This is a genomic window from Tychonema sp. LEGE 07196 (assembly GCF_963890365.1).
GTDB lineage: Bacteria > Cyanobacteriota > Cyanobacteriia > Cyanobacteriales > Microcoleaceae > Microcoleus.
This window is the reverse complement of the sequence record NZ_CAWPRX010000157.1, coordinates 41,714-60,856: the sequence shown is the minus strand read 5'-3', so window position 1 is coordinate 60,856 and position 19,143 is coordinate 41,714. Positions and strand designations below refer to the sequence as shown.

17 protein-coding genes and 1 pseudogene are annotated in these 19,143 nt (G+C 46.6%); 13 read left to right on the top strand and 5 right to left on the bottom strand.

Annotated features, from left to right (window positions below):
• Window positions 1–341 precede the first annotated feature (341 nt).
• Window positions 342–1,253 (top strand): OmpA family protein, encoded by a 912-nt coding sequence (locus AACV78_RS18395; protein WP_194008822.1) that lies wholly within the window; start codon window positions 342–344, stop codon window positions 1,251–1,253.
• A 380-nt stretch (window positions 1,254–1,633) separates the two neighbouring features.
• Here AACV78_RS18395 and AACV78_RS18390 read toward each other — a convergent pair whose 3' ends face one another.
• Window positions 1,634–2,746, bottom strand: a complete 1,113-nt coding sequence (locus AACV78_RS18390) for an AI-2E family transporter (protein WP_194008823.1) — start codon at window positions 2,744–2,746, stop codon at window positions 1,634–1,636.
• A gap of 80 nt (window positions 2,747–2,826) precedes the next feature.
• Here AACV78_RS18390 and AACV78_RS18385 point away from each other — a divergent pair, with 80 nt between their 5' ends.
• Together AACV78_RS18385 and AACV78_RS18380 are read left to right on the top strand one after the other, a co-directional pair.
• A complete protein-coding gene (locus AACV78_RS18385; protein WP_228042329.1) occupies window positions 2,827–3,138 on the top strand; it encodes a helix-turn-helix domain-containing protein in 312 nt (103 codons plus the stop codon).
• 24 nt (window positions 3,139–3,162) lie between these two features.
• Window positions 3,163–4,143, top strand: a complete 981-nt coding sequence (locus tag AACV78_RS18380) for an alpha/beta fold hydrolase (protein WP_194008824.1) — start codon at window positions 3,163–3,165, stop codon at window positions 4,141–4,143.
• Window positions 4,144–4,204: 61 nt separating this feature from the next.
• Here the strand turns inward: AACV78_RS18380 and cysS are convergent, their stop codons facing one another.
• The 3 genes from cysS to AACV78_RS18365 form a co-directional block, all read right to left on the bottom strand.
• On the bottom strand, window positions 4,205–5,809 hold the full coding sequence (gene cysS, locus AACV78_RS18375; protein ID WP_194074321.1) for a cysteine--tRNA ligase: 1,605 nt from the start codon (window positions 5,807–5,809) through the stop codon (window positions 4,205–4,207).
• A gap of 64 nt (window positions 5,810–5,873) precedes the next feature.
• Window positions 5,874–6,449, bottom strand: coding sequence for a Uma2 family endonuclease (locus tag AACV78_RS18370; RefSeq protein ID WP_194008826.1), 576 nt, complete (start codon window positions 6,447–6,449; stop codon window positions 5,874–5,876).
• Window positions 6,450–6,887: 438 nt separating this feature from the next.
• The gene (locus AACV78_RS18365) at window positions 6,888–7,040 is read right to left on the bottom strand and encodes a hypothetical protein (protein WP_194008827.1); all 153 of its coding nucleotides are present in this window, start codon (window positions 7,038–7,040) and stop codon (window positions 6,888–6,890) included.
• Between the two features lie 483 nt (window positions 7,041–7,523).
• Between AACV78_RS18365 and AACV78_RS18360 the strand changes: the two genes are divergently transcribed.
• The 4 genes from AACV78_RS18360 to AACV78_RS18345 all read left to right on the top strand — a co-directional run bounded on the left by AACV78_RS18360 (window position 7,524) and on the right by AACV78_RS18345 (window position 13,008).
• Window positions 7,524–8,951: a DUF4912 domain-containing protein gene (locus tag AACV78_RS18360; protein ID WP_194008828.1), complete on the top strand. Its 1,428-nt coding sequence runs from the start codon at window positions 7,524–7,526 to the stop codon at window positions 8,949–8,951.
• Between the two features lie 615 nt (window positions 8,952–9,566).
• Window positions 9,567–10,883 carry an ABC transporter substrate-binding protein gene (locus AACV78_RS18355; protein ID WP_194008829.1) on the top strand — a complete coding sequence of 439 codons (1,317 nt, stop codon included), beginning with the start codon at window positions 9,567–9,569 and terminating at the stop codon, window positions 10,881–10,883.
• Window positions 10,884–11,152: 269 nt separating this feature from the next.
• Complete coding sequence (locus tag AACV78_RS18350; RefSeq protein WP_194008830.1) at window positions 11,153–12,046, top strand: carbohydrate ABC transporter permease; 894 nt, start codon at window positions 11,153–11,155, stop codon at window positions 12,044–12,046.
• Between the two features lie 98 nt (window positions 12,047–12,144).
• Window positions 12,145–13,008 carry a carbohydrate ABC transporter permease gene (locus tag AACV78_RS18345; protein ID WP_194008831.1) on the top strand — a complete coding sequence of 288 codons (864 nt, stop codon included), beginning with the start codon at window positions 12,145–12,147 and terminating at the stop codon, window positions 13,006–13,008.
• Window positions 13,009–13,088: 80 nt separating this feature from the next.
• Here the strand turns inward: AACV78_RS18345 and AACV78_RS18340 are convergent, their stop codons facing one another.
• Window positions 13,089–13,283 carry a hypothetical protein gene (locus tag AACV78_RS18340; RefSeq protein WP_194008832.1) on the bottom strand — a complete coding sequence of 65 codons (195 nt, stop codon included), beginning with the start codon at window positions 13,281–13,283 and terminating at the stop codon, window positions 13,089–13,091.
• Here AACV78_RS18340 and AACV78_RS18335 point away from each other — a divergent pair.
• From AACV78_RS18335 to AACV78_RS18310, 6 genes and pseudogenes are all read left to right on the top strand, one after another.
• Window positions 13,282–14,364 (top strand): ABC transporter ATP-binding protein, encoded by a 1,083-nt coding sequence (locus AACV78_RS18335; RefSeq protein ID WP_194008833.1) that lies wholly within the window; start codon window positions 13,282–13,284, stop codon window positions 14,362–14,364. The genes AACV78_RS18340 and AACV78_RS18335 overlap by 2 nt on opposite strands.
• Window positions 14,365–14,538: 174 nt before the next feature.
• Window positions 14,539–14,886 carry a hypothetical protein gene (locus AACV78_RS18330; protein ID WP_194008834.1) on the top strand — a complete coding sequence of 116 codons (348 nt, stop codon included), beginning with the start codon at window positions 14,539–14,541 and terminating at the stop codon, window positions 14,884–14,886.
• Window positions 14,887–15,305: 419 nt separating this feature from the next.
• Window positions 15,306–15,530 (top strand): annotated as a pseudogene (locus AACV78_RS18325) (DUF3574 domain-containing protein).
• Window positions 15,531–15,693: 163 nt separating this feature from the next.
• On the top strand, window positions 15,694–15,909 hold the full coding sequence (locus tag AACV78_RS18320) for a hypothetical protein (protein ID WP_194008835.1): 216 nt from the start codon (window positions 15,694–15,696) through the stop codon (window positions 15,907–15,909).
• 421 nt (window positions 15,910–16,330) lie between these two features.
• Window positions 16,331–16,840, top strand: a complete 510-nt coding sequence (locus AACV78_RS18315) for a hypothetical protein (RefSeq protein WP_194008836.1) — start codon at window positions 16,331–16,333, stop codon at window positions 16,838–16,840.
• A 270-nt stretch (window positions 16,841–17,110) separates the two neighbouring features.
• Window positions 17,111–19,090, top strand: coding sequence for an ABC transporter ATP-binding protein (locus AACV78_RS18310; protein WP_194008837.1), 1,980 nt, complete (start codon window positions 17,111–17,113; stop codon window positions 19,088–19,090).
• The last annotated feature ends 53 nt before the right edge of the window (window positions 19,091–19,143 follow it).

Here is a 19,143-nt window from a genome sequence, read left to right as displayed (position 1 = left end):
ATCCAACAGATTCAGGCTGGCGCGCCGGGGTACTAGAAACCCGGTTTCTCGCAAGGATGCTGCGCTGCTAAACCCCAAATTAGGAGAAACCGGGTTTCTGTTTTAGGTGTTAGATTTGTCTTCCCATCTAAAATATACAATTTCCCATCGGTGCCGGGAAGTAGAAACCTGGTTTCTGGCAAGGATGCTGCGCCGCTAAACCCCAAGTTTGGAGGAACCGGGTTTCTTTTTGAGATAGTATAATTTTCGTCAAATCTCAAATCGAAAAATGGCAAATCTCAAATCTGATAGGTAAGATAGTATCGAAATTAACCTGGTACCTGCACCGAGAGGGAGGCAATATGACGCGATCTTTTAACCAAAAACCTTCAATCCCCCCGACTCGCGTTTCCAAGTCGCGGGGAAAAGGTTTGTTTTTGCTGTCGCTGATTTTTCGACTGCTGCTGCTGGGGGTAGGTAGCGGTTTTGCCTGGGTTTTGGGGATGACGATCGCCCAAATTTACCCTTCTAACAGCGTCCAGATGCCGATCGCCGAAAGATTGCTGCGTCTAACTCAAAATTTGACCCCCAGCCCGCAACGCGCACCAGCAAGGCCAATTCCGGCGCTTCCGGCACCAACCGCTACACCCAGTCCCCAGTCAAAAATCAATTCTGCCTTGAGAGAGAAATTACAGGTTGATTTGAGACAGTTGCAGGGCGAGCTCAACGCGCTGATTGGGCGCACGGCGGCTTTGGAGAGTCAGTTGGGTAGCAGCCGCCCGACGGAAACTTTGGAAAAGCGGTTGCAGTTGATGTCGCGGGAATTGGCTGCGCCGGAATCGGCGGCAAGCCCTACTCCTGTTTTACCCCCAAGCAGCAGCCAGAGTCTGAACCCTAAAACTGTGAATAATTCGGTGTTTGGAAGGGATGGGCTGATGGTAACTCTGCCCAGCGATGTTTTGTTTGACACTGGCAGTATTTCTTTGCGCGCGGGCACGAGTGCGATTTTGGACAATTTGGTGGCGGATTTAGGCAGTTACCAGGGTGCAACGGTGCGGGTGGCCGGCCACACTGACGACGGGGGGGAAGTGGTGGAAAATCGCAATGTGTCGTTGGCGCGGGCTCAGGCTGTGGTGCAGTATTTGTCTGGCGCGATCGATCGGAATTATCATTGGGTGGCGATCGGCTACGGGGAAAGTCGCCCTTTGGTAGACAATAGTTCTGATATCAACCGGCAGCGCAACCGCCGCATTGAAGTGGCAATTAGTCCTTAGTTATTAGTTGTTAGTTGTTATTTGTTATTTGTTATTTGTTATTTGTTGGTTGTTGGTTGTTGGTTGTTAGTTGTTGGTTGTTAGTTAGTTGTTGGTTGTTGGTTGTAGAGACTACACTTATTCATCAGTATTTGATTGATAGTTCAACCGCAGATTTAAGTGGTAGGGTGCGTCGCTATCAAAAATCCCTGAATTTGACAAACACTTCCCTAGCGACGCACCGGACAATCCTTGAGGAAATAAGCGCAATTTTTGGGTAAGAAAACTTGCACTCGTGAATTCTATAAGGTGCGGATATGTGAGATTTTTGATATTTCGTTAAGATTTTTTTAGGCGGCGCACCTTACGAGTATGTTCCGCGATCTCGCCATAACCTGCTGTCACGTCAAAGGTGTTATAGGCGGCAAGTCAGAATTATTTTTAGCCTGATTTATTGCCTCTCGATGTTCCCCTCTAAGCTTCGGTTTTAAATACAAGTTTTCCACCAAAGCCGCCACTCCCGCAAACCAAGGTGGCACAATTATTGCGCCGATAATTCCCAATACTTGCACGCCTCCCAACACAGACAGCAATTGATACAATGGATGCACGCCAACCGAGGAACCAACCAGCAAAGGATCGAGCACGTAAGTTTCCAAGTTTTGGATAATTACAAATAACAGCAATACCCACAAAACTAGCCAGCCACCTTTAGCTAAGGCTACAATTAAGGCGGGGACTGCTCCCAATACTGGGCCGATGAAGGGAATCAGGTTGGTAACACCTGCGATCGCACCCAAGCCTAAAGCAAATTCCGGCATTCCTAAAACGCTCAAACCTGTGGTAATAAATATCCCTAAAATTCCCGAAACTAAGACCCGCCCCCGAATATAACTCCCCATTCTTTGACCGATGGGAGTTGCTTGGGCGGCTAATTTTTCATCCCAAGGTTTGGGGAAAAACTGCACTAAGCTTTTAATTAATGTGTTGCTGTCGGCAACCATGTAACCCGAAATAAATAATGCTAAAATTAAGCTGAAAACACCTCCTAAAATACCTCTAGTTAAACTGTACGATCGCAAAATTAGTTGTTGGCTAGAGCGAATCAGCCAATTCGTCAGCGATTGAGTGTCCACCAACTGACCCACCAGCGCCGGGGCATCGTCGGTGAGGCGACTCAATAGATTAGTTGCTAAGGTTTCCAGACTTTTAACATAAACTGGTAGCAGTCGCACCAGTAACTGGATTTGCTCGATGATTGTCGGGCCGATTAACACTACCGCCCCGCTAAATCCGCCGATCAGAGTTAAATAAACCAGAATCACCGCCAGCCAGCGGGGAAGGCGCATGGTTTCGGCCCAATTGACGATCGGGACGATCGATGCGGCCAGCACGACTGATATCATCAGAATTACTAGCAGGCTGCGTAATTGCCACAGCAGCACCAGCAGCAAGGACGATGCTACAATTAGCAGCAAGTTAGGTATAGAAATTGTAATCCGCTGTTCTGACATGATTGAGTAATTATATTGTGGCCGAATCTGTTACCCTTGATGTTATAATAAACTATACGATATAAATTATAAATAAGACAATGAAAGTGCATTCAAGCAGTGGGAATGTTTTTGCGGACTTAGGGCTCCCGAATCCTGATGAACTATTGATTAAGGCAGAACTAGCTCATCAAATCAGTGAGTTAATCTCGGAACAAGTAACTCAGATTGAAGCAGCAAAGATTTTAGAAATCTCTCACCCCCAGATATCAGCATTGATGCGCGGCAAATTATCCGACTTCTCTACAGAACGCCTATTTCGTTTTATCAACGCACTCGGCAGCAATGTAGAGATTCGTATTGCCCACTCCCAACCAAATGTCCAAGGTCAAACTCGCATTGTCCTAGCATAGTACATAAAAAATTAAAATACTTATATGCAATCACCACCTTCAAATCAAGATTTGTCAACCACTTCCTCTATAAAATCACCAACGCTATTTTACGAATGGCAAAATTATCGCTGTGCTTACGATGTTTATCACCCAAATACTGCGACCGAAAATAGCATTCCTTTGTTATTGATTCATCCCATAGGAGTTGGATTGTCAAGAGTATTTTGGCAGAGATTTTGCGAAGATTGGTACAAATCGGGCAACACAAATCCGATTTACAATCCCGACCTTTTGGGCTGCGGCGATTGCGAAATGCCTGCTGTGGCTTGCTATCCTGACGATTGGGCGGCACAGTTGCAATTTTTCTTGGAGACTGTAGTAAAAAAACCTGCGATCGTACTCGTGCAAGGTGCTTTACTGTGTGTAGCCTTGGAATTAGCTAAAATCCAGCAGGAAAGCGGCTCAAATTTAATTCGCGGGTTAGTGCTCGCCGGGCCTCCAGCTTGGGCGGTGATGAACAAACATTCGACAGAAAGACAGCAAAGAATCGTCTGGAATTTGTTAGATTCTCCCTTGGGAAACACTTTTTATCGCTACGCCAGACGCGCTGAATTTTTGCGATCTTTTTCTGCAAAACAACTGTTTGGCGATGCGGCAAAAGTTGACAGCGAATGGTTGGAGGCTTTGCGGGCTGGGGCGGCAAATCCTGACAGCCGCCACGCAGTTTTCTCGTTTTTGGCGGGGTTTTGGCGGCAGGATTACAGCAGTACGATTCAAAAGTGCGATCGCCCCGTACTCGTTGTCATGGGAGAAAAAGCCTCAAGCATCAGTCAATCGGGTAAAGAAGAAAAACCAGAGGAAAGACTAGCGCAATATTTGGCTAACTTTCCCAACGCAGAGGGTTTATTAATGCCGGGGCGCAACGTTTTACCCTACGAATCCACCCCAGAATTTGTGGCGGCTGTCGCTGAGTTTGTGAATGGGAGTTTGCAACCGCAGATATCAGCAGATGAACACAGATAAACGCGGATGGAATTTCATCTGCGTTCATCTGCGTTAATCTGCGGTTAAAAAACTCTAAATTTCAACTCCGGTGCCAGATTGTTGTACCATCCTTTTGGTCAATCAAAGTAATCCCATTATCCTTAAGTTCATTGCGAAGGCGATCGCCCTCAGCAAAATCCCTAGCTATTCGCGCATCTTTCCGCCGCTGAATCATCACCTCAATCTCCCCATCACTCAAACCGCCAACCGCATCAACGCTGTCAGCTTCCGGCTGAACTTCCAACCCCAAAACCCCCGCCAAACTCACTAAAGTCAGCCAATGAAGCTGCAACAATTCCGGCGAAGTTTCAGTTTTGCCTTGATGCACCAAAATATTGCTTTCCTTACCCAATTCCTTAGCTAATTCAAACAAAACAGCCAAAGCAGCCGGAGTATTGAAATCATTGTCCATCGCGGCTTGAAACTGCTGCACAGCATCGGTATCTTGTCCGGTTTTCTCAACATCCCAACTCAGTTTATCGGCATATCGGAGCCCAAAAAGCAAGCCTTCGGCGATCGTATTCCAGCCATTTCTAGCGCTGGCGATCGCCTCTTCAGTAAAATCAATTTGACTGCGGTAGTGCGCCATAAACACAAACAGCCTCACCGCCATCGGTTCCACCGCTTTTGACTTCTCGCTTCCTTCCTTCTTACTCCCCCCCTTACCAAGGGAGTCTTCATTCTTACTCCCCCCCTTACCAAGGGAGTCTTCATTCTGACTCCCCCCCTTACCAAGGGGGGGCTGGGGGGGGTCAGATTCCAAATCGCCCGACCAATTCCCCTCCAACAAATCGCGAATTGTAATAAAATTGTGCAAAGATTTCGACATCTTTTTGCCGTTGACAGTCACAAAAGCATTGTGCATCCAATAATTAGCCAGAGACTTGCCAGTCGCGGCTTCAGATTGAGCAATTTCGTTTTCGTGGTGCGGAAAAATCAAATCGGAACCGCCGCAGTGAATATCAATAGTTTCACCAAAACAATCGCGCACCATCGCCGAACATTCAATGTGCCATCCGGGGCGACCTTTTCCCCAAGATGAATCCCAAAAAGGTTCGCCTGGTTTAGCGCTTTTCCACAGGGCAAAATCTGATGAATCTTGCTTTTTTTGACCTTCTATTTCTGCGGTTTCCAATCTACCGCTAGCCCCGGCTTCCATTTCTTCCAACTTGCGACCGGAAAGCTTTCCGTAATCGGAAAACTTTTTAACGCTGTAGTAAACGTCGCCGCTGGAAGCATAGGCAAAGCCTTTGTTTTCTAACTCGTGAATCAGCCGTTTTATGCCGTCCATTGAGTGTGTGGCGCGGGGATATTCATCAGCCCTGAGAATATTTAGTTTGTCCGTATCGGCAAAATATTCGTCGATGAAGCGTTCGGCTACGGCTTCCATTGTGGAATTTGTTTCTCGCGCGCGGTTGAGAATTTTGTCGTCAATATCTGTAAAATTCTGCACGTAGCGCACCGAGTATCCCCGCCACATCAGATAACGCCGCACCATATCCCAAACAATGTAAGCGCGGGCGTGGCCGACGTGGCAGTAATCGTACACCGTAACGCCGCAGCAGTACATCCGCACCTTTCCTGGTTCGAGGGGTTCAAAAGGTGATTCGCGACGGGTCAAGCTGTTGTAAAGCGTTAGGGGCATGGGATTTGAGATTAATGTACTGCTCTAATTTATTATATTGCTGTTGGTGAATCTTTCGGTGTCATTACCAAACATCTGTTAAGTCTAAAACAAATCCCGGCAATACTTCTTCCCCGGATAAAGTGCTGGGATTATCTAATATTTCCACATCCTGATTTTGTCTGTATATCTCGACTTTCTGGTTTTTGCGATCGGTTAACCATCCCAAAATGGCTTTATTTACCATGTATTCGCGCATTTTTTCTCGCAATGGTTCCATGTTATCGGACTTAGAGCGCAATTCTACTACAAAGTCTGGACAAAGGGGAGCGAAGCCTTCTTGTTGTTTGGGTGTGAGAGTTTGCCACTTTTCTAATTTAACCCAGGAAGCATCTGGGGAGCGATCGGCACCATTGGGCAGTTTAAAACCGCTGGAAGAGTCAAATACTACTCCCAGCTTGGTTTGGCGGTTCCACAGCCAGAGTTGTCCTGACATATCTTGGTTTCGTTTGCCTGTGTCGCTTCCTGTCGGGGGCATAACAATTAATTCTCCTGTAGCAGTTCTCTCTAGCCTTAAGTCACGGTTGACGGCAGCAATTTCCTGGAACTGTTCGTGAGTTACTTTGAAGGTTTGGGGAATGGTAATGGTGGTTTTGAGCATACTGTGCGTTCTCGCGATCGGCTATTACCTATTCTATTGTGTCACAAAAGCTTGCAAGTTTATATCGGCTTTTTTAAGCAACCTTGTACTAATTATACAAAGCTTTGCTATTTCTTCGCTATCAAATAGCGTTGCCTGAAGTCCAGCGACATATCTATTTTCAGAACTTACCCACTCCGCTCGAAGAAACCAGGTTTTTATGAATTTCTGCGTATTTTTACAAAGTTTTCTACGGAAAAACCCAGTTGCTGACTACCCGTGCGTAAATCCCAAGCGAGCGATAATTTTTCAATCTAGCGGTTACGCTGGAACGATCGCCTTTTGAAGATTGATAATATTTCCCTCGGAATTTAATATATAAAACCATGTAATAAGGCTTTGCGATTGCTTCGTTTCAGCAATCACACAATTATGTTGTTTGTGCATCCAGGACTGTTCCTAAACATATAGATATTGCATATCTACAATACGACGATCGCACCCACCGATCGCCCCCATCCACCCACCCTCCAAACCCATCAAAAGCCCCCGATCGCAAATTGTCATCAAATCCTGACATTCGCGCCAACACCGAGCCCCCAAATCTCCCATATGTCAAAATTTCCTGACATATTGATCCCCAAAATCACGAAAATGCGTATAAGTACCCACAATTGAGGGAAAAGACCCCTTGACCCGATCGCGAATTGTCTGCAACATTGAGTCATGACAAAGCGATCCCAAAGAAATGCTTCAATTAAGCAGCTATGGGAGTCAAATAGCGCGTGTGCTGGCAGCACAGCGTTGCTAGCAGCACCGATCGTACTCGCAAAATCGATCTTGTCAATCAAGAATCGACAGATAAAGCTTTATTGAGACCGGACGGTGCGCGCGGAAGCCAAAAAGTCACAAATCCCGATCGCAATTTGGGACAAGACAAGCTAAACACAAGCAAGGCTTCAAAGGTTGGAGAGATTAGGAAGCTCGATAAAATTTGTACTTATAAAGAGTTTCTAACTCAAAAAATCAACACATTATTCAAGTGTTGAAACAAAAAATCTAACCCGCAATCGCAAATTAGAGGAGAACAAACTCATGGCAAAAGAACGCCCACCATTAGAAGAGATGACTTTGCGACAACTCCGCAGAGTCGCTAGCGAATGTGGAGTGTCTCGCTACAGCCGGATGCGGAAATCGCAACTCCTGGCATCAATTCAAGAAATTCAGCGCAACAAATTTTCATACAGTCCATCTCGCAAACTAGAGGCACAAGAAGCAGTGGAAGCAGCAAAGTTTGAACTCGGTCAAGAAGATAGAACAGGCGGTTCCTTGTCGTCTGTCGATGAAGGTTTAGCAGATTTGCCCAACGGCTACGGCGAAAGTCGGGTGGTTTTGATGCCGCGCGATCCAGAATGGGCTTACACCTACTGGGATATCTCCAACGATCGCAAACAAGAATTGCGCCGCCAAGGCGGACAGCAACTCGCCCTGCGGATCTACGACGTGACAGATGTTAACCTCGAAATCCAAAGCCCGCACAGCATTCAAGAATATCCCTGCGACGAACTGGCGCGGGAATGGTACGTACCGATCCCCGTTAGCGATCGCGATTATGCGATCGACATCGGCTACCGCTGTGCAGACGGTCGTTGGTTGATCTTAGCGCGATCGGCCCAAGTCCGCGTTCCCCCAATCTATCCCAGCGACTGGATAGAAGACCAATTCATCACCCTCGACTGGGAAGAAGACTTGTCCGGTAAAACCTTCGCCGAACTGGTTCCGCCTGCCAAAAAAATCGCACAAGCAAGCAACGGTAACAGTTTCAACAACACCCGTAACGGCATCTACCAAGAAATCTTCGGCATGGCAGAATCGGCAGAATCGATGCGCGTAGCTGGTTCCATGTTCGGTTCCATGCCGCACGTCGCCGGTTCGGTTCAGCAAGTAGGCATCCACGAACAAGCTTTGAGTTCCTACGTGTTCCCCTCCGGTGTCGGAATGTGGGCAGCCCCCGTCATGTCCGGGCTCACCATGTCCGGTGCGGGTATGTCCGGTGCAGGTATGTCCGGGCTCACCATGTCCGGTGCGGGTATGTCCGGTGTCGGTATGTCGGGACGCACCATGTCCGGTGTCGGTATGTCCGGTGTCGGTATGTCCGGTGTCGGTATGTCCGGGCTCACCATGTCCGGTATGGGTATGTCCGGTGTCGGTATGTCGGGAGTTGGCTTCGCCGCCCCGATGCGCCCCCGCCAGTTCTGGTTAGTTGCTGACGCAGAACTGATCGTCTACGGTGCCACCGAACCCGACGCTACAGTTTACGTAGGCGGACAGCCGATCAAACTCAATGCTGACGGCACTTTCCGCTTCCAGATGTCTTTCCAAGACGGCTTAATCGACTATCCGATTTTTGCAGTAGCAGCAGACGGCGAGCAAAACCGCGCCATCCACATGAAATTCAACCGCGAAACCCCAGAACGGCACACCAATACCAAGCAAGATGCTGTTGTGGAATGGTTGGGCTAACACTAAAGGTCGATCGCGACGCGGACAGGCGCGCAGGTTTGTGCCAATTTTTTAACCATCACAAGGCCTCGCCGCAGCCGATCGCGATTTGTTAGGGTTAATCCCAGACAACAACCCATAACACCCCCTATGCACCGTTCTCCTGTTTTGAGGAGCGGTGTTTTTTGTTATTAGTTATCGGTTATTGGTTATTGGTTATTGGTTATTGGTTATTGGTTATTGGTTATTGGTTATTGGTTATTGGTTATTAGTCATCAGGAAGAAGTCCGAGGGAAGAAGAATTATTTATTTTTAGGGTGCGTGAGGGCAAAAAATTTTTAAATCCAGACTCCCAGATTATTACTCACGCACCGGCCAAACGATTCAATCAAGTCAATGCCAAATGCCAGCGGAAACGATATTTGACAATACTCTCAATATCTGCCTGTAGATAGATGCTTACTTAACTCGCGATCGCACTCGTCCAATCAAAATTAGCACTCTTCACTCGACTATTATTAAGTAAGCTAAAGTTTACTTAAATTTTTATTACACAAACTCGCTAAATCCCGTGAAACATCAGAAAGCGGGTTAAGAGAGAAATAAGGCGATCGCACAGGAACTTCTGACAAGCAAATGCAAAAAATAAATTTTACACCCCAGCGAAGGCAGAAGCATCCCCGTCTTTTCGCCTTAAGCGCCGTCACATTAGCCGCCATCTTGCTGTTATTTATTCTGCCCGCACTGAGTAAGCAGCCAGTAACCCTCACCATGTTAATGCAAGGCCAAGACATTGCTAACTGGAAACCCTTTGTCAAAGAATTTGAACAGAAAAACCCCGATATTCGCATCAACCTCATAGAAGGGCCATTTGACACAAACCTCGTAGAAAATCTTTACACATCTGCCTTTTTGTTAGGCGACTCGCCCTACGATATCATCAACATGGATATTGTCTGGGTTCCCAAATTTGCCGCCGCAGGTTGGGTGATGGATTTGACAGACAGAATTCCCCCCAAACAACTATCAAAATTCATTCAAGGTAACGTCGAAGGCGGCCGATATCGAGGCAGACTTTACCGAATTCCCCACGCTTCCGATGCCGGAATGCTTTATTACCGCAAAGACATTTTAGAACAAGCGGGAATTCCAGCGCCGAAAACCTTTGAAGAGATGGCAAAAATCTCTCAAAACTTGCAAAAACAGGGAAAAGTAACTTGGGGTTATTTGTGGCAAGGTAAACAATACGAAGGAGTATCTGCGATGTTTGTCGAAGTGCTCTCCGGTTTCGGCGGCTTCTGGGCTAACCCTCAAACATTTGAAGTTGGGTTAGATAAACCGGAGGCAATTCAAGCAGTAGAATTTCTCAAAAATACGATCGCCTCTGGTATTTCTCCACCCGGTGTTACTACCTACGGCGAAGAAGAAACCCGGCTGTTGTTTCAAAACGGCAAAGCCCTGTTTTTGCGAAATTGGCCCTATGTTTGGAAGCTAGCAAATGCCGAGGGATCGAAGGTGAGAGGCAAAATTGCGATCGAGCCAATGCTCAGCAGTACGGGTAAAACAGGCGGTTCCTGCTTGGGCGGCTGGGGCTGGGGAATTGCCAAAACCTCAAAACATCCAGAACAAGCGTGGAAAGCAATTAAATACCTTACAAGCGAAGCAACCCAGCGCAAATTTATTTTAGAAACGGGTTTAATTCCTAGCTACAAATCCCTATTTACCAACAAAGAAATAGTCGCCAAATATCCCCACTACCCGCAACTGCTCAAAGTAGTGGAACAGCCAGTTTTACGCCCGCCCATAGCACAATACGCTCAAGCTTCTGATATTTTGCAGCGCTACTTGAGTTCGGCTTTTACCGGGAGAATGAGTTCAGAAGAAGCAATGAAAGCAGCAGCTAGCGAAACTCGTAATTTATTAAGCAGTTTGAAACAATCGAAAGCTTCGTAAAACAAGGAATTTACCGAAGGGAATTCGCCGAAGGGAAGCCGCCGAATACAACCAGAATGGAACCCACCGAATAGAATTCGGGGCTATACAAACAATGTCCGCCTCTGCGGACTGGAAGAACCATGAACGGAGAAATGAGGAAGAAATTAGAGATTCATATCAATTCCGGTTGCACTCATACATGATGTCAACAGTCAAAAGTCAAAAGTCAACAGTCAAAAGTCAACAGTAAATTTACTATTCCGATACTAACGGATTTGATATCAAATATGCAATTAGACAAAATGCGACAGCGCGAACAAAAAACAGGATGGATATTAGTAGCACCAGCATTGATAATTCTGCTGCTAGTATTTGCTTACCCAATATTGCGCGCTTTTTGGCTAAGTTTATTCACCCAAAACCTCGGTACAGAATTAAAACTGGTTTTTTCCGGTTTTGCTAACTACAGTCGAATGTTAGGCGACGGGCGTTTCTGGCAAACTTTAAGCAATACCGCAATATTTACAGTCGCCTCTGTTGTGCTGGAATTAATTATCGGCATGGGCATTGCCTTAGTCTTAAATCAATCTTTCAGAGGGCGTGGCATCGTGCGGACAATTTCCTTACTGCCTTGGGCGCTGCCGACTGCATTAATGGGTGTAGCTTGGGCGTGGATTTTCAATGACCAATACGGCGTAATTAATGATATTTTGATCCGCTTGGGATTGATCAAAAATAGCATTAGCTGGTTGGGAGATCCGACTTTGGCAATGATGGCCGTAATTACAGCGGATGTGTGGAAAACTACGCCATTTGTTAGCCTGCTTTTGTTAGCGGGATTGCAATCGATTCCCGGTGATTTGTATGAAGCACACGCCATTGACGGCGCGAGTAGTTGGCAGAGTTTTCGTCAAATTACCTTGCCGCTGCTGATGCCCCAAATTGTGATTGCTATGCTGTTTCGATTTGCCCAAGCTTTCGGCATTTTTGACTTGATTCAGGTGATGACGGGAGGGGGGCCGGCGGGGGCAACGGAGACGGTTTCTATCTACATTTACAGCACGGTAATGAGGTATTTAGACTTTGGCTACGGGGCGGCTTTGGTGGTGTGTACTTTTTTGCTGTTGGTTGCTGCAGTGGCGATCGCCGCTTACCTGTTATCTAGAACCCGCATCAATTGATTTTAGATTTTAGATTTTAGATTTTAGATTTGAGGATTGTAGATTGTAAATTTTAGATTGCTGAACGGTTTGAATTTTTCCTTTCATTGGTATAAATTATGTCGATCGCCCGCGAACAATCTAACAAAAAAACCTTTGACATCCGGCAACTAATCTTGCCAATCTCAGCGATATTAATCGTCGCATATTTCCTCGCACCCATTATCTGGCAGGTACTGACATCTTTCAAAGTAAATGCAGATATTTCAGCAATTCCCAACGTCTACATACCCAAACAAATCACCTTCGAGCATTACATCTCCTTGTTCCAACGCCGCCCCTTTGCACTTTACATTTTAAATAGCACATTTGTTTCCATTACTTCCACATTGCTGTGTTTAGCTGTAGGCGCGCCCGCAGCTTACGCTTTGGCTAGGTTGCGACTGTGGGGCGAGAGAATCATTTTAGCAATTGTAACGATTGTGACGCTATTTCCGGCGGTGCTGCTATTCTTGGGTTTGTTAGAAATAGTCAAAGCTTTGAGTTTAGGAAATAATTATTTAGCCTTAATTATTCCTTACACAGCTATCAACTTGCCCTTGACAATTTTGGTAATGCGGAGTTTCTTTCAACAACTGCCAAAAGACTTAGAAGATGCGGCAAAAGTTGACGGATACAACACTTTTCAAATGCTGTGGCAAATCGTGCTACCGATGACATTTCCCGCCTTAGTCACAACCGGAATCTTGACATTTATTTCTGCTTGGAACGAGTTTATATTTGCACTGACATTTATCACTCGCGAATCCATGAAAACAATCCCCGTCGCTACCGCTCAACTCAGCGGGGTGTCAGTCTTTGAAATTCCTTACGGCCCGATCGCCGCCGCCACCGTTCTAGGAACCTTACCCTTAGTTTTGCTGGTTTTGGTGTTCCAGCAGCGCATAGTTCAAGGTTTAACAGCCGGAGCAGTTAAAGGATAGTCAGTAGTCAGTAGTCAGTAGTCATTAGTCAGTAGTCATTAGTCAGTTGGTAGGGGAGTGGATGGTACGTGCGGGCCCTCCTAGTTAGATTCTTCCCTCTTCCTTCGCGCCCTTCGCGCCTTCGCGGTTAGTAATTCCTTCTTCTCTATTCCCTCTTCCTTCTTCCCTCTTCCGACGGACTTACATCCGTTACATCCGTTACATCCGTTACATCCCGTACATTGCTCGTTGCCGAACTTCCCTCGGACTTCTTCCTTCTTCCTTATAAAAATCATGGCAAAACTACAACTAAAAAACCTCAATAAAACCTACAGCCCCAAAGTTGTACCGGTAAAAGATATTAGCTTAGAAGTCAGCGAAGGCGAATTTCTCACCTTGCTGGGGCCCTCCGGGTGTGGCAAATCTACCACGCTGCGGTTGATTGCAGGATTGGAACAGCCGACTCGCGGCGAGATTAGAATTGGCGATCGCAATGTGACTAATCTCAGACCGGGCGATCGAGATATTGCAATGGTGTTTCAAAGTTACGCGCTTTATCCGCACATGACAGTATACGAAAATATGGCATCCAGCCTGAAACTTCGCAAAATCTCCTCCGGCGAAATCAACCGGTTAGTGACGGAAGTTGCAACATCCCTCGGATTGACGGAATTAATCGATCGCAAACCCGGTAAATTATCAGGCGGACAGCGGCAGAGAGTAGCCCTAGGACGCGCCTTAGTGCGCCAACCCGAAGTATTTTTGCTCGACGAACCCTTGAGCAATCTCGACGCATTATTGCGGGAAAAAGTGAGGGCAGAACTCAAACAATTATTTGCATCACAAAAAGCTCCTGTAGTGTACGTAACTCACGACCAAACCGAAGCAATGACGCTTTCTACAAAAGTCGCAGTTCTCAACAGTGGCACTGTGCAGCAACTAGATCCGCCACACTTAATTTATAACCGTCCTGCCAATCAATTTGTCGCGGGTTTTGTGGGCAGTCCGCAAATGAATTTGTTTGAGCTTAAATGCCAGGGAAATTCGGCGATGTTGGGCGATTTTAAAGTTCCTTTGCCAAATTGGCCTAGTGTGCCGCCAGAGATTGTCTTGGGAATTCGCCCGGAACACGTCGGTTTTGCAGATGCAGAGGCCGGCAAGATAGCGGCCCCAGAGGCAATTAAAGGTGAGGTTTATTTAGTGGAAAACTTGGGAATGCAAAATTTGGTTAGCGTCCGAGTTAAAGGTGTGGAGTCGGTAACAGTGCGGCTTTTGGTGCCAAATGACCGCCAGTGGAACTCTGAAATTGTCGAGCTGGTTTTGCCGGCTCAGTTCCTGCACTGGTTTGATGTCAGAACGGGCGATCGGCTGCAGTGAGAAGTTGTACTGCACGGCATTATTTATTAACAGCCGTATGTCTCTGTGCTGAGAAACACATTTTCTGATTTTCAGCAAAATTATGACTTTAGTTAGAGGTAGAAGTATTTGGATACTGTTTAGATTGATAAATGTTGAAACTTCTCGAAAAAGAACTTAGGGAGTATTGCTAAGATGAACTTAATTTCCACTGCGATCGCTCGCATCAATTCCCTGCTGAAGGGCTTTCAAATCAAGAGTTTTTTGAGTGTTGCCTTAGTCGGTTTCATGCTGATGACAACGAATGTTGATGCGGGAAACAGCAACAAAGCTTATAACGCACAAGTCGGTTCAAATGGGGATCTCAACAATCCTGACAGACCTCAAACAACTCGGGAATGGAGACAAGAAGCTCGCGAAACTAAAAACGATCCGGGCGAGAGAGCTCAGAAGATCGGGCAAGAGGCAGGAGCTGCTGTGAAAGAATTTGGGGAAATGTACCAAGACACCGCTAAGAGAAGTATCCGCGAATTAAAGGATTAGGAATAGTTTTTTTGGTGGCAAGGGCCGAAGATCCCGTTCCTAATATAGTGCAAGATGTGCATTTAACCTCACATCTGGCACTATATTTTTAGGTAAATTTAGGTTTTAAATTATTTTAAACGATGTAAGATACAAATTTTATTGGTATTGACAGTTTTGGTGCGTGTATGTTTGCCAGTAGTTTAAGCAACGAGGCGTTAAAAATAATATATAAACAAACATTTTCACAGTCTTTGCTTGACTGGTCTGCTGTTAGTCCTGCCTGCGTTTCCGGCGACAATGGCCGGCGCTCAACTGCCGGAAATTTCCGCTCCTAACAGCAAACAACTTTCCTCAAAGATGAACTGTGTTTTGGTTTAACTAAACCGGGAGGCGAGATTGTTTAGGAATCAGAATAGCAGCAGTTTGTCAAGACCGCTATTACCCCTCATTTTTGGGAAAAACTAACTGTATTAGACGGCTCCGGGCAGTTTTTTAACATTTCGGAAATTCTGACTATATAAAAATCAAACATAGTGATTTTAATTTATGAAAATAGCCCGGAAAAAACTAAATCTATTCATGAAGTTATCGACAGTTACAAGCGCAGTTTTCAGCATGAGTCAGTGCTGCGGACAACCAGCAAAGTTAAGATTTCTTTCTGATGCGATCGGGCAATTAGCGTATTTATGATATTATTTATGGTGAGCAAGGTCATATCCTCAAAGATCGGTAGGGTGCGGGTGCAAGAAAAATCAAAGTTTGTGGGTATCGATCGCACATTGCCTGCCATTCGCTAGAAAAACCAGCCCCGGAGACAACAAAAATATGACGGACGACGGCAACCCCAAAGCACCAGCGCCCGAAAGCGATGATTCCAAAAATTTTGACGGCATTGCCAAAGCTTTTATTGTGAGCGTAGCTTGGTCTTACGCAGAGGCTTTGGAGCGAACTAAACGCTCGGAAAATCAACAGGAAGCAGCGCAACAATCTCAGACACAATCTGAAACAGAACAAGTCGATCGCGCTCCTGAACGCAATTAATGAAATAGCATTAATAGCAGAAGGACAAAATTCTCTGGTGGCGCTCCTGAACGCAACAGTCAGTTAGCTGTTCTGGGTTGAGAACGATCGACTTAGGGCAGCGAGCTGTGCCGTTAATGCCAGATTTGTATTGGACTTTACCATAAAAAAACTGACAGCCCGTGATTCTTCAACAAGCTCAAGACAAGCTTTAATCTGGGATGAGAACCGCGTTGCAGGTTTGAAGATCCACCTATAGCGGTTCGATCGCGTGGTGAGGTATGCTCGGTTTGCCCTATGCCCACGGAGGCCCATGCCGCATAGTACCTCCTATGAGAGCTTGAAAGGCTATATATCTATCTATAAAAGAAATTAAAGCTAAACAATTTACGCTTTAACCGCTAGAGTGTACAAAAGAATAACCAATTTTTAGATCGGTCTCATGTCTAATTCAAAAATGATTGGCAAAGCGATCGCAAGTGGCATTTGCTTCGGCATCCTCGCCAGCTTCAACGCTTCACCGGGCCCGGCATCCGCAGCAGAACCAACAATTACCGAAGCAGCCCCCCCGGCCGCTAGCAACATCGACCAGCAACTCCTAGGTCAATGGCAAGGTACAGTCCCATCCGGTCAGTCTTTCACCTTCGTCTTCGCCCCAGAAGGCAAATTGTTTCTCATGGCTAAAGGCCCCGACGGAGCAGCCCGCGCCAAAGAAATGAGATACAAAGTGAATCTCGGTCAAAAACCGATGCACCTGGATGTTGGACTCAGCAGCACAGAAACCGTTGAAACTGTTTTTGAGTTGACTCCCGAAGGACAAATGCGCCTTCAGTTGCAAGGCACCAATCCCGGACAGGCGAGACCTAATTCCTTAAACGAGCAAGCAACCGTGTTTAAAAAGGTCTCCGAGGCCACTGCACTGCCTGCTGACACTCAAGTCATAGGTTTTTGAGAAAATTCCTCTCTGTCAGAAGGCGCTTCAGTAGTTCCGACTTGTCAGTTTTGAGTTCGATCGCAGTTTTTCATTCTATGAAATATAGTAGGGACACAGCAGTGCCGTGTCCCTTCTACCCAAGCATCTATATTTCACTCATCAGCGCGAAAATCGCCATTAGTTAAAAAATTTCTAATTTAAAAATTAAGACTTTCCCCCTGCCTTCTGCCTTGAGCGAGCCCTGCTACAATCCACTTAATCTGTATTTAACTTTTGCCGTAGATATCCATGAGTGAAACCGTCCTCGAAGTTCGCAACCTGCGGGTTGAATTTCCATCTGCCGCCTCCGCCGATGCGTCTGCAACAGTCAAAGCTGTTGACGGCGTTTCGTTTGAGGTCAAGCGAGGGCAAACTCTGGGCATCGTGGGAGAATCGGGGTCAGGAAAATCGGTAACATCCCTGGCCGTGATGAATTTGCTGTCTAGTTCGTCAACGAAGATAGAAGGCGAAATTTGGTTTTCTCCCACCAAAGACGGCGCTAGCCACGGGCCCGTGAATCTGTTGGCCATGCCGGACAGGGAAAAACAAACCTACCGGGGCAGCCAGATTGCGACGATTTTTCAAGAGCCGATGAGTTCGCTAAATCCTGTTTACACGATCGGATTTCAACTCACAGAAGCCATTTGTTTGCACCAAAAGGTGTCGCAGACAGAAGCGCGGCGCAAAGCTGCTTCTCTACTGCAAGAGGTGAAGCTGCTACCGGGAGACGAGGAACTCCGGCAGCGGTGTTTGGGACAGCAAGAAGCTGTTGGGGAGGCCGATCGCGATTTGATGCAGCTCATCAACGGCCAAAAACAAGCTATGCTCGATCGCTACCCCCACGAACTCTCCGGCGGTCAAATCCAGCGCGTGATGATTGCAATGGCCATTTCCTGCAATCCGACATTATTAATTGCTGACGAACCGACCACGGCTTTAGACGTAACCGTCCAAGCCACAATCTTAGCTTTGCTGCGCGAGTTGCGGGACTCTAGAGGCATGGCAATGATTTTTATTACCCACGATTTGAGCGTCATTGCTGAAATTGCCGATACGGTGGCGGTAATGTACCGAGGCAAGATTGTTGAGTGCGCTGCGATCGAACAAATTTTCAGCAATCCCCAACATCCTTACACAAAAGGTCTGTTAGCTTGCCGCCCAACTCTCGATCGGCAAAGGCGCCGCTTACCGACGGTTTCCGATTTTATGGATGTCAGCACAAATGCCAGCGGCGAATTAGTAATTGTCGAGAAAAATATCGATTTAGACGGCGACAGCAGCGGCGGACTGTCCGCTTTTGCCACCGGAAAACCGCCCAGACTGCCGAATATTTCCCAGCCTTTGTTAGCTGTTAATAATTTGCGAGTCGGTTTTCCCGTGCAGGGAATGTTTGGCGAAAATAAACGTTTATTTATGGCGGTAAACGATATTTCTTTTGAGGTTTATCCTGGGGAAACTTTGGGTTTGGTGGGGGAATCTGGCTGCGGAAAATCAACTTTAGCAAGAGCTTTGTTGCAATTAATTCCGATCGCCAGCGGTAAAGTATTTTTTGAAGGTCAAGAAATTACTCCTCCGGCGAAAAGTAGTGCGAGAGGGCAGTGGATCGCTAATTATCAAAGGCAAAAAGAGTACGATCGCAAATTGCGGTGGCTGCGGCGCGATTTGCAAATTATTTTTCAAGACCCTTTTAGTTCTCTCGATCCGCGCCTGAGTGTTGGGGCGGCGGTGATGGAACCGATGGTGATTCACCGCTTTGGGAAGAACCAGAAAGAACAGCGCGACCGCGCGGCTTATTTGTTGGATAGAGTGGGTTTGAATCCCGATATTATGCGGCGCTACCCCCACGAGTTTTCTGGCGGACAGCGGCAGCGAATTTGTATTGCTAGAGCTTTGGCTTTGAATCCAAAGTTTATTATTTGCGATGAGTCGGTTTCTGCCTTAGATGTGTCGGTACAGGCGCAAGTTTTAAATTTGCTCAAGGAGTTGCAAACAGAGTTTGGACTGACTTATATTTTTATTTCTCACGATTTGAGTGTGGTTAAGTTTATGAGCGATCGCGCGATCGTCATGAACAAAGGTAAAATCGAGGAAATGGGCACAGCCGAGCGCATTTACCGCCAACCGCAACAAGCTTACACCAAGCAACTTATAGCTGCTATTCCGGCGGGCAATTTGGAACGCATTCGCCAACAGCAATTAGGCCGCGAAGCAGCAAACAAGAGTGCCTAAATCTTCGATCGCGAGGCTGACAGCAGATTAAGACGCATTTACACTGATGGACG

Coding starts and splice junctions, on each gene's coding strand:
- AACV78_RS18365 (WP_194008827.1), bottom strand. CDS start 7,040: ATGGGAGATTTGGGGGCTCGGTGTTGGCGCGAATGTCAGGATTTGATG.
- AACV78_RS18310 (WP_194008837.1), top strand. CDS start 17,111: ATGAGTGAAACCGTCCTCGAAGTTCGCAACCTGCGGGTTGAATTTCCA.
- AACV78_RS18390 (WP_194008823.1), bottom strand. CDS start 2,746: ATGTCAGAACAGCGGATTACAATTTCTATACCTAACTTGCTGCTAATT.
- AACV78_RS18370 (WP_194008826.1), bottom strand. CDS start 6,449: ATGCTCAAAACCACCATTACCATTCCCCAAACCTTCAAAGTAACTCAC.
- AACV78_RS18320 (WP_194008835.1), top strand. CDS start 15,694: ATGACGGACGACGGCAACCCCAAAGCACCAGCGCCCGAAAGCGATGAT.
- AACV78_RS18350 (WP_194008830.1), top strand. CDS start 11,153: ATGCAATTAGACAAAATGCGACAGCGCGAACAAAAAACAGGATGGATA.
- AACV78_RS18340 (WP_194008832.1), bottom strand. CDS start 13,283: ATGATTTTTATAAGGAAGAAGGAAGAAGTCCGAGGGAAGTTCGGCAAC.
- AACV78_RS18315 (WP_194008836.1), top strand. CDS start 16,331: ATGTCTAATTCAAAAATGATTGGCAAAGCGATCGCAAGTGGCATTTGC.
- AACV78_RS18360 (WP_194008828.1), top strand. CDS start 7,524: ATGGCAAAAGAACGCCCACCATTAGAAGAGATGACTTTGCGACAACTC.
- AACV78_RS18385 (WP_228042329.1), top strand. CDS start 2,827: ATGAAAGTGCATTCAAGCAGTGGGAATGTTTTTGCGGACTTAGGGCTC.
- AACV78_RS18355 (WP_194008829.1), top strand. CDS start 9,567: ATGCAAAAAATAAATTTTACACCCCAGCGAAGGCAGAAGCATCCCCGT.
- AACV78_RS18345 (WP_194008831.1), top strand. CDS start 12,145: ATGTCGATCGCCCGCGAACAATCTAACAAAAAAACCTTTGACATCCGG.
- AACV78_RS18395 (WP_194008822.1), top strand. CDS start 342: ATGACGCGATCTTTTAACCAAAAACCTTCAATCCCCCCGACTCGCGTT.
- AACV78_RS18335 (WP_194008833.1), top strand. CDS start 13,282: ATGGCAAAACTACAACTAAAAAACCTCAATAAAACCTACAGCCCCAAA.
- AACV78_RS18330 (WP_194008834.1), top strand. CDS start 14,539: ATGAACTTAATTTCCACTGCGATCGCTCGCATCAATTCCCTGCTGAAG.
- cysS (WP_194074321.1), bottom strand. CDS start 5,809: ATGCCCCTAACGCTTTACAACAGCTTGACCCGTCGCGAATCACCTTTT.
- AACV78_RS18380 (WP_194008824.1), top strand. CDS start 3,163: ATGCAATCACCACCTTCAAATCAAGATTTGTCAACCACTTCCTCTATA.